7 protein-coding genes and 1 other RNA gene are annotated in these 8137 nt (G+C 35.0%); 5 read left to right on the plus strand and 3 right to left on the minus strand.

All coding sequences use genetic code 11. The features are described 5' to 3' along the window. The first annotated feature begins 12 nt into the window (after nt 1–12). A complete protein-coding gene (locus JR053_RS02020; RefSeq protein WP_010406882.1) occupies nt 13–783 on the plus strand; it encodes a response regulator transcription factor in 771 nt (256 codons plus the stop codon). Nucleotides 784–1121: 338 nt separating this feature from the next. Here the strand turns inward: JR053_RS02020 and rnpB are convergent. Both rnpB and JR053_RS02030 read right to left on the minus strand, forming a co-directional pair. Next, an RNA gene (rnpB, locus tag JR053_RS02025) (RNase P RNA component class A) lies at nt 1122–1471 on the minus strand. 157 nt (nt 1472–1628) lie between these two features. After that, the gene (locus tag JR053_RS02030) at nt 1629–2039 is read right to left on the minus strand and encodes a hypothetical protein (RefSeq protein WP_416603372.1); all 411 of its coding nucleotides are present in this window, start codon (nt 2037–2039) and stop codon (nt 1629–1631) included. Nucleotides 2040–2081: 42 nt separating this feature from the next. On the opposite strand from JR053_RS02030, the gene JR053_RS02035 reads away from it, so the two are divergent. Continuing rightward, nucleotides 2082–3170 (plus strand): IS481 family transposase, encoded by a 1089-nt coding sequence (locus JR053_RS02035; protein ID WP_416603176.1) that lies wholly within the window; start codon nt 2082–2084, stop codon nt 3168–3170. A 29-nt stretch (nt 3171–3199) separates the two neighbouring features. Here the strand turns inward: JR053_RS02035 and JR053_RS02040 are convergent, their stop codons facing one another. Next, nucleotides 3200–3664 (minus strand): hypothetical protein, encoded by a 465-nt coding sequence (locus JR053_RS02040; RefSeq protein WP_416603375.1) that lies wholly within the window; start codon nt 3662–3664, stop codon nt 3200–3202. A gap of 589 nt (nt 3665–4253) precedes the next feature. Here JR053_RS02040 and JR053_RS02045 point away from each other — a divergent pair. From JR053_RS02045 to tgt, 3 genes are all read left to right on the plus strand, one after another. After that, nucleotides 4254–6317, plus strand: a complete 2064-nt coding sequence (locus JR053_RS02045) for an ankyrin repeat domain-containing protein (protein WP_416603378.1) — start codon at nt 4254–4256, stop codon at nt 6315–6317. A gap of 97 nt (nt 6318–6414) precedes the next feature. Then, nucleotides 6415–6915 carry an NADH-quinone oxidoreductase subunit NuoE gene (gene nuoE / locus JR053_RS02050; protein WP_010402402.1) on the plus strand — a complete coding sequence of 167 codons (501 nt, stop codon included), beginning with the start codon at nt 6415–6417 and terminating at the stop codon, nt 6913–6915. Next, the gene (gene tgt, locus JR053_RS02055) at nt 6916–8121 is read left to right on the plus strand and encodes a tRNA guanosine(34) transglycosylase Tgt (protein WP_416603381.1); all 1206 of its coding nucleotides are present in this window, start codon (nt 6916–6918) and stop codon (nt 8119–8121) included. It begins immediately after the preceding gene. Nucleotides 8122–8137 lie beyond the last annotated feature (16 nt).

Below are 8137 nucleotides of genomic sequence, written 5' to 3' on the forward strand. Positions count from 1 at the left end.
GGGGTGTAAAATATGCGTATATTATTAATTGAAGATGATCAAGTAAGTGCAAGGACTGTAGTTAATGCCTTAACTTCTGATGGACATTTTTGCGACGTTGTTACTTCTGCACAAGATTATAACAATAATATGGTTTCCTCGGGTGGAGACTGTTACGATCTAGTTATTCTAGATATACACCTGCCTGGTGATATTGATGGATATGATATACTGTTAAGATTAAGAAGTGCAAAAATCAAAGTTCCTGTTTTAATACTTTCGTGTATCTCCGCTGCCAACCATAAAGCTAAAGGACTTGGGTATGGTGCCGACGATTACTTAACCAAGCCATTTCACAAGAGCGAATTATTAGCTCGAATTAAGGCCATAGTCCGACGTACTAAAGGCCATCCCGAATCAGTGATAAAGATTGGTAATATGAATATCAATTTTGATCACAGGATTGTTGAGGTAAAAGGCAAAACAGTTCACCTTACTAACAAAGAGTATTCCATGATAGAATTGCTGGCATTGCGTAAAGGAGCAGTGTTGACAAAAGAAATGTTTTTAAACCATCTTTACAATGGCTTGGACGAACCTTCAGACAACAAAATAGTTGATGTTTTTATGTGTAAATTACGTAAAAAACTTGAAAGTGCAAATGATGGAATAAGCCACATAGAAACCGTTTGGGGTAGAGGATATGTTCTAAAAGAGTATGTTGACGATGAAGAATACTCTAGTGTTAATATAAGCGAAAGCAGTAGTGACTATCAAGCAGAACAAGTGAAGGACAACGCATGAAATGCTTTATTCACCCATTCATTGAAGCAACAAAATAGGTAGATGAAATAAGATAAAAACCAATCGTAAAAGTGAGGTAACATGGTTAGTCTTTTAGAACTTTACAAAGACTTGCAGCAAAAAATAGAAAAGTTGGAAGCTAAGCTAAAAAGTTATAGGTAAGAAAATAAGGTTTTAGAAATAGAGGATGATGAGTTAAAGGAAAAGCTTTGTTAAGTTCAAAAGGAAATACAAAAAGAGATAAGCCAAGAAGTAAAAGGAATATAGGTGGTCAAATTGAGCGTACAGGATATGTGAAATGTTTGATACATTTACATAGTACGGCTGACATTCATGTATTGCCTAGGTGAAATATAAGCCGAGTTCTGTTTATGTAGCTATTTATCTAGAGTAAATGTTACCATTTACTTCATGCGATTTACCCGAGTAGATATGAGAAAAACATAGAATCTACTTCTATTTAATCTTGCTCCTAGTGTTGGTTACTTGACTACCAATGTTGCCATTGTTATGGTGCGCTCTTACCACACCTTTTCACCCTTGCCTAATAATATTTTAGGCGGTAATTTTCTGTAGCCCTATAACTGGAGTTACCTCCGGCGGGCGTTACCCGTCACTACCTTTTCTTGGAGCTCGGACTTTCCTCTGCTGTGTTTATCACACAACAGCAGCTACTTATTTCACCTAGAAATTATACTTTAACATTAAAATCACAAAAGCAAAAGAAAATTTCCTAACAGTCTACATACTAAAAACATTCAGACAAATAGCTAAAGGTGATATTCCGGTACATCATCGCTATCCCAAGATAAGCTTTTTTCACTTTTAGACTCTAGCTCAGTCAGTCAAGATCCTGGTCCACCGCTTGAAGACGATGAGCTACTTCTTGACCGACTACTACTCTCCACCGATATACTGTTTAGCACTGTTTCAGATTGATCCATAGTTCGCATAGATATATGTCTCATTCTGTTATTAGCGATAAAAATTTCTTCATCGCTATTGCCACTTGAAGATGATCGCCTTCTATCATTGAAATTAGTTAGTTCTAACACAGGGGCAGAATTACGACCCTTAACATATTTGTATGCTATGAATCCTATAATTCCAGCAATACTTATTATCGCTCCAACCAAAGACCCACCTATCATTCCTGCCCTATTAGACTCTATAGCAAGCTGAGCGGGCTGTGGTGAAGGAGTAGTTTGAGGAAGTAAAGTTTGTAATAGTTTAGACTTGATCTGACAAGCAAACAAAGTAAGATAAAAATATAGACAAGTTTTAAAGGAGTGTCAGATATGAATACAACACAAGAAAAAATACTAAAACCAAAGTTGGGATTGCTAGAACTTGCAAAGCAATTAGGAAATGTATCACAGGCGTGTAAAGTAATGGGATATTCAAGGGATACATTTTACCGCTTCAAAGAACTGTATGAAACAGGAGGAGAAGAGGCTTTACACGAGATAAGCAAAAGCAAGCCATTGTATGCAAATAGAGTGTCGGAGGATATAGAAAAAGCAGTAGTTGAAATAGCAATAGAGTTTCCAGCATACGGACAAGAAAGAGCAGCAAACGAACTGAAAAAGAGAGGAATTCTCATCTCTGCAAGTGGAATAAGATCAGTGTGGCAAAGAAACGATCTTGAAAATTTTAAAAAGAGGTTAAAGGCATTAGAAGCAAAAGTAGCTCAGGATGGTATCATTTTAACAGAAGAACAGATAACAGCTCTAGAAAAGGCTAAGGAAGAAAAAGAGGCCCATGGAGAAATTGAAACAGAGCATCCAGGATACTTAGGTAGCCAAGACAGTTATTATGTTGGTAATATCAAAGGTATTGGACGAATTTACCAGCAAACCTTTGTTGATACCTATTCCAGAGTTGCTTTTGCTAAGCTTTACACAGAAAGGACTGCTATCACAGCTGCAGATCTTCTTAATGATAGGGTAGTACCGTTCTTTGATGAACAGAAAGTATCATTGCTACGTGTTTTGACGGATCGTGGTACAGAGTATTGTGGCAGACCTGAAAATCACGCTTACCAGCTATATTTAGGGGTAGAAAATATTGATCATTCTCGAACCAAAGCTCGTTCTCCACAGACTAATGGCATATGTGAAAGGTTCCACAGAACTATGCAAGATGAATGTTACAATATTATCTTTAGAAAGAAAATTTACACCTCTTTGGCAGAACTTCAGTTAGACGTAGACCATTGGGTGCATTCTTACAATAGATCTAGACCGCATTCAGGTAAATATTGCTATGGTAAGACTCCTATGCAAACCTTTTTTGATAGTATGCATATTGCTTATCAGAAAAATATTGATAGCATTAAACAGGATGCTGATTTTGGTTTTGACTTTGTTAATTCTTCTGTCAGTTAATTCATGCCTGTCAGATCAAGTCTAAACTATTACATATTACCTGTATTTGCAAGATTCTTGTTATCGTCATTTTTTTGTAATTTTACTTTTCCTGAATGTTCAACTGAAGGTGCATTAGTTGAATGTTGAATTTTATAAGTGTGAAACATTAAACTTTTTATGTATTTTTTTCCTTCTTCGTTAGTTTCTTCTGTAGGAAAAATAACTCCAACTTTATCTACTTCAGCTGAATTTTCTATTAGTGTGGGAGATAATTGGCCCTTGAATTCATTTGCTACGTTGACACATGTATCACACTCGTATGTTTTCGATTGATATAATGGACTAATAAGTAACTTTACTCTACTGCTTCCATTGCCGTTATCTTGATAGCTGAGTCCATAAGTAACTCCATTTCCTTCAATCAACCCTACGTTTACTGGGTTAAAACCTATCGCTTCTTTAACTTTCAGTGTAGTTGTATTAACTCTAAATAATCTACTTAATATAGACATAATTATATTTAAAATTTTAATAAAACGCTATTATGATTATTTCTATATGTAACGTCAATAAAATTTTAACTAAAATTAAGAAATTAATTTTTAAGTACTCTAAGATAATACGCTAATAAACCCAGATTTCCCATAGACAATATGTTTCCTTTGAAACCATATAATAAATTTAGCAGCTTGTTGACAACAGAAATTCCTTTACAAATCCCCCAAATACCCTTACCATGACATCAAGGGTATTTATGACTCAAAACTTGTTTTTGATCTGCAGAGTCAATGACAAAATTCAGTAAAAAACTCAGGGTATTTATTGGCGAATTACATAAAATTATAGCGGCTTTTTTTATTTTTTCTACATTCAGCCAAAATCTGCTTAAAATAAGCGTTAGAACATTATTACAATGCCAATTTACATTATAAAACTCACTACTAGGGGATTCTTTTGCCTTTTTTCCATCTGGTTAATTTCTTAATGTTTATAATCCCGCTACGTGTTAGTGATATAACTATACAAGAAGTAGTAGAAAGCTAGCTTGCATTAGCTTTATTTGTTATAATTACATTCGGTTTTATAAAGTGAGGAGTAAATATGCCAGAAGTTACTGGGGAAGATTCTAATAAGGAAAGTAGAATAGAAAACGAGCTACAACAGGATTATGAATATGAATTGATTAAAAGTTTATTCATGTTTCCTGATAGGCGTCATTTGGTAGATATTGCTGAAGCTACAAAAGGCTCGTTTGATAATTTAATGTGTGCGTGGCTTGTTACAACTGAGTTGACAGACAGTCAAGAAGAGTTAGATGAGGAATTGCTATCTATTTTTAGTGCAATGAGATCTTTGAGTGCAGGAGATAGTTACCGACAACTTCAAAAGTTTTTATTAAATAATAAAGATAATCAAAATCTAAAAACCGTTCTTAATTGTGAAAGGGGAGAGTCTAGTTTGACGATATTGCACATAATATCAAGTATGGCTTGGGCAAGAAAACAATATGATTGTGCCGTAAGTTTGCTTTTAGAAGCAGGAGCTGACCCTAATATCAAGAATGATAAAGGAAGGACACCATTACACTATGCTACTGGACCTTATAGTATAGCTGCTCTCTTAGAAAAGGGAGCTGACCTTAATGCAGAAGATAATGAAAAAAAAACGCCTTTGCATCATGTTGCTAGTGTTGGTTGTTCTGAAGGCGTAGTTTTACTCTTAGAGAAAGGAGCTATTTCTGATCAAGGTGATAAACAAGGAAAAACTCCTCTGCAAGTTGCACGTGATAATCATCATGAACATATTGAAAAGTACTTTGTGACTTATAAGCGAGAGAAGTTGAGTGATAAGTTACGCTCTATAATGGAAACAAAAGACTGGTTCGAAGATGGTTCAGGTTACGTTTTAACTAAGAGACAGGGGGGCTTGAGAAGAAAGTTGTTGGATATAGTAAATAACTCAGAAGGTGATTCAGTTGTTGAAGATCTACAAGAATTCTTAGATGATTTTGGGAATGATCAAGATCTAAGAATGGTTTTGAATCTTCGAAGTAATGAAGGAGAGTTGCAGGTGCATCAACATGCTAAAAATCTTGATTCTTTTGCTCGTTCAGGTACTGATGAAAGAGCAAATAAATTTGAAGTAAAAAGATTACTTTTGAAAGCAGATGCAATCAATTTACAATGGTCAAGTTATGATGAGAAGGAGTATTATTCTAGGGATTTATGGAGTAATTTACCGCCGAATCGACAGATAAAGCTAAAAGAATTTTTAGATAAAGTTTCTAAAGCTCAAAATATGGATGAACTAGAAGGAGTTGTAAATGAGGCTATTCTCTCAGGAGGAAGGATTAATAGACGATTTTCTCAAGATAAGAAGCGTAATTTTACAGATTGTGTTATGGAAAGGATTGGTGAGTTAGGAAAGAATCCTGAAGTTGCAAGCAAGATAGTATGCAAGTTGGTATCAATAGGGGCAGTGTTATATAATAAAGATAATATGAAAGTAATTGATACACTAGAATCTGAATTTAAAGAGCACAAAGAAAATATGATAGAAGCTTATCTAGATTATCTAGAGAGTACCCTAGATTTTATGGAAGTTATAAAAGGAGCAGTTATTAATGGTATGGTAAAGAATGCAAAAATAGATAACACTACTTTATACTCGGAATATTCCGAAGATAGTATAATAAATGTTGCAAGGCTCACAGAAAAAGCTAGTGAGTTAAGGCGAGCTCAGGGAAACATAGACTATGAAAGAGATATAATAAAGATTGGTAAAAGTGAGGTAGCAATTATAACAAAGAATGGTATAAGGAATTACACCAATCTTGCGGACGATAGTGATATAGTGTTGACTTTCCCTACCACTAAGGGAGAGTTAGACGTTAGGTTATATCCTGATAAGCAAAATAAAGACTGGATAAAGGTAGAAGTAAGAGATCAAGAGAGGTTGAAAGAATTAAAAGATTGTGGAGAAGAAATAGGAAAAAATTGCTTATTTGGTGGTTACTCAGTTTACAATGCTATTGAACGTGGGTACTTTGAAAGGCCTGCAGGAATTTTCCAGGGAGAAAGATTACAAAGTGGTGAAAAAGTTTCTCATGTAGATCAATTACAAAGTAAAAAAAATAATAAGGTACGTCAAATTGGATTATACTAAGCTTGGTTTACAGTAGGTCTTAGATTATGCAAGAAGTCTAATTGCAATTGTTAACTCTTCAAGTATAATTTGTTGAGATTTACATGAACCTTATTAGATGAAAGAGAAAGAAGAGCAGTTTAGTTTTACACCAGACAATCTTAGCAAAGCAAAAAAGTCTATAGAGATGTATCCTAAAGGTAGAGAAGGAAGCGCTGTTATGCCTTTACTGTATCTAGTACAAGAACAATGCGGATGGGTTCCTGAATCTGCCATGCGCTACGTTGCTGACATGCTTCATATTCCACATATTCGCGTGTATGAAGTGGCAAATTTTTATACCATGTATAATTTAAAGCCAGTAGGTAAATATCTAATACAAGTTTGTAGAACAACTCCTTGCTGGTTATGCAATAGCGAGGAAGTTTTAAGTACCTTTAAAAAGAAGCTTGGAATCAATATCGGTGAAACCACTAAAGATAATCTATTTACTTTAAAGGAAGTTGAATGTCTTGGTGCATGTGTTAATGCCCCTGTTGTACAGATCAATAACGATTTTTATGAAAACCTCACTCCTGAAAAAGTAGAAAACATCATAGCAGAACTTTCAAGTAAATAGATGAAAGAAGAATTTGCATTTAAGATAACCAAGCAGTCAGGTTCTGCAAGAGTTGGCGTTATTAAAACTCCAAATGGAAACATAGAAACACCAGCATTTATATTTTGTGCAACCAAAGCTGCTATTAAAGCTGCAGATATCGAGAGAATCAGAGAAGCAGGTACTCAGATAATACTTTCCAACACCTATCACCTAATGCTCCAACCGGGAGAGGATACTGTGGCAAAGCTTGGTGGCTTGCACAAGATGATGGGATGGAGTGGGCCAATGCTCACTGATTCTGGTGGATACCAGATATTTAGTTTAGGACACGGATCAGTTTCAGAAGAGATAAAGGGAGTAAGACAGAAACAAAAAACTCTGATCAAAATTAACGAGGATGGGGCAATTTTTCGTTCTTACATAAATGGTAAAACTTATTGTCTAACTCCTGAAAAGTCGATACAAATTCAACAAAAATTAGGTGCAGATTTAATCTTAGTTTTAGATGAATGTACTCCATTTCACGTCAGCAAGGAGTACACAAGGAAATCGATGCTCATGAGCCATAGATGGGCTGAACGTTCTTTAAATGAATTTGAAAAAAATAATAATGGCAAACAGGTGCTTTATGGAATTAGTCAAGGCGGAGTGTATCAAGATTTGCGTAGAGAAAGTTGTGATTTTATCAACGATTTGCCATTTTTTGGTCAAGCAATAGGTGGATCACTTGGTCAAAGTAAAGAGCAGATGTATGATGTAGTTTCCTTTACTATGGAACATTTAAAAAAAGATAGGCCTACTCATTTGCTTGGTATTGGTGGAATTGTAGACATTTTTCGTGGAGTAGAGCTTGGAGTTGATACATTTGATTGCGTGCATCCAACTCGCCTCGCAAGACATGGTGGCGCGCTTGTTAAAGTAAAAAATAGAGATTCTATTTCTTCAAAGTGCAAAGAGCATATTAATTTGCGAAATCAACGATTCGAACTAGATGATAACCCAATTGAGAGTGATTGTTTGTGCTTTACCTGCAGAAAACATTCAAGAGCTTATATACACCATCTACTGAAAGCTAAAGAGTTGCTGGCTTATACACTCGTTACCATTCACAATGTTTTCTTCATGAATAAGTTGATGGAATCAATAAGACAAGCAATATTGAATGATAGGCTAGATCAGGAAAAAAATAATTGGATTAGTTGTAATAGTTTAGACTTGATCTGACAGGCATGAATTAACT

This window comes from Wolbachia endosymbiont of Nasonia vitripennis (assembly GCF_048054115.1).
Classification (GTDB): Bacteria; Pseudomonadota; Alphaproteobacteria; order Rickettsiales; family Anaplasmataceae; genus Wolbachia.

What these genes read in the sequence shown, in the direction of transcription:
- JR053_RS02040 (WP_416603375.1), bottom strand. Translation starts at nt 3,664, where the DNA reads ATGTCTATATTAAGTAGATTATTTAGAGTTAATACAACTACACTGAAA.
- JR053_RS02020 (WP_010406882.1), top strand. Translation starts at nt 13, where the DNA reads ATGCGTATATTATTAATTGAAGATGATCAAGTAAGTGCAAGGACTGTA.
- nuoE (WP_010402402.1), top strand. Translation starts at nt 6,415, where the DNA reads ATGAAAGAGAAAGAAGAGCAGTTTAGTTTTACACCAGACAATCTTAGC.
- JR053_RS02035 (WP_416603176.1), top strand. Translation starts at nt 2,082, where the DNA reads ATGAATACAACACAAGAAAAAATACTAAAACCAAAGTTGGGATTGCTA.
- tgt (WP_416603381.1), top strand. Translation starts at nt 6,916, where the DNA reads ATGAAAGAAGAATTTGCATTTAAGATAACCAAGCAGTCAGGTTCTGCA.
- JR053_RS02045 (WP_416603378.1), top strand. Translation starts at nt 4,254, where the DNA reads ATGCCAGAAGTTACTGGGGAAGATTCTAATAAGGAAAGTAGAATAGAA.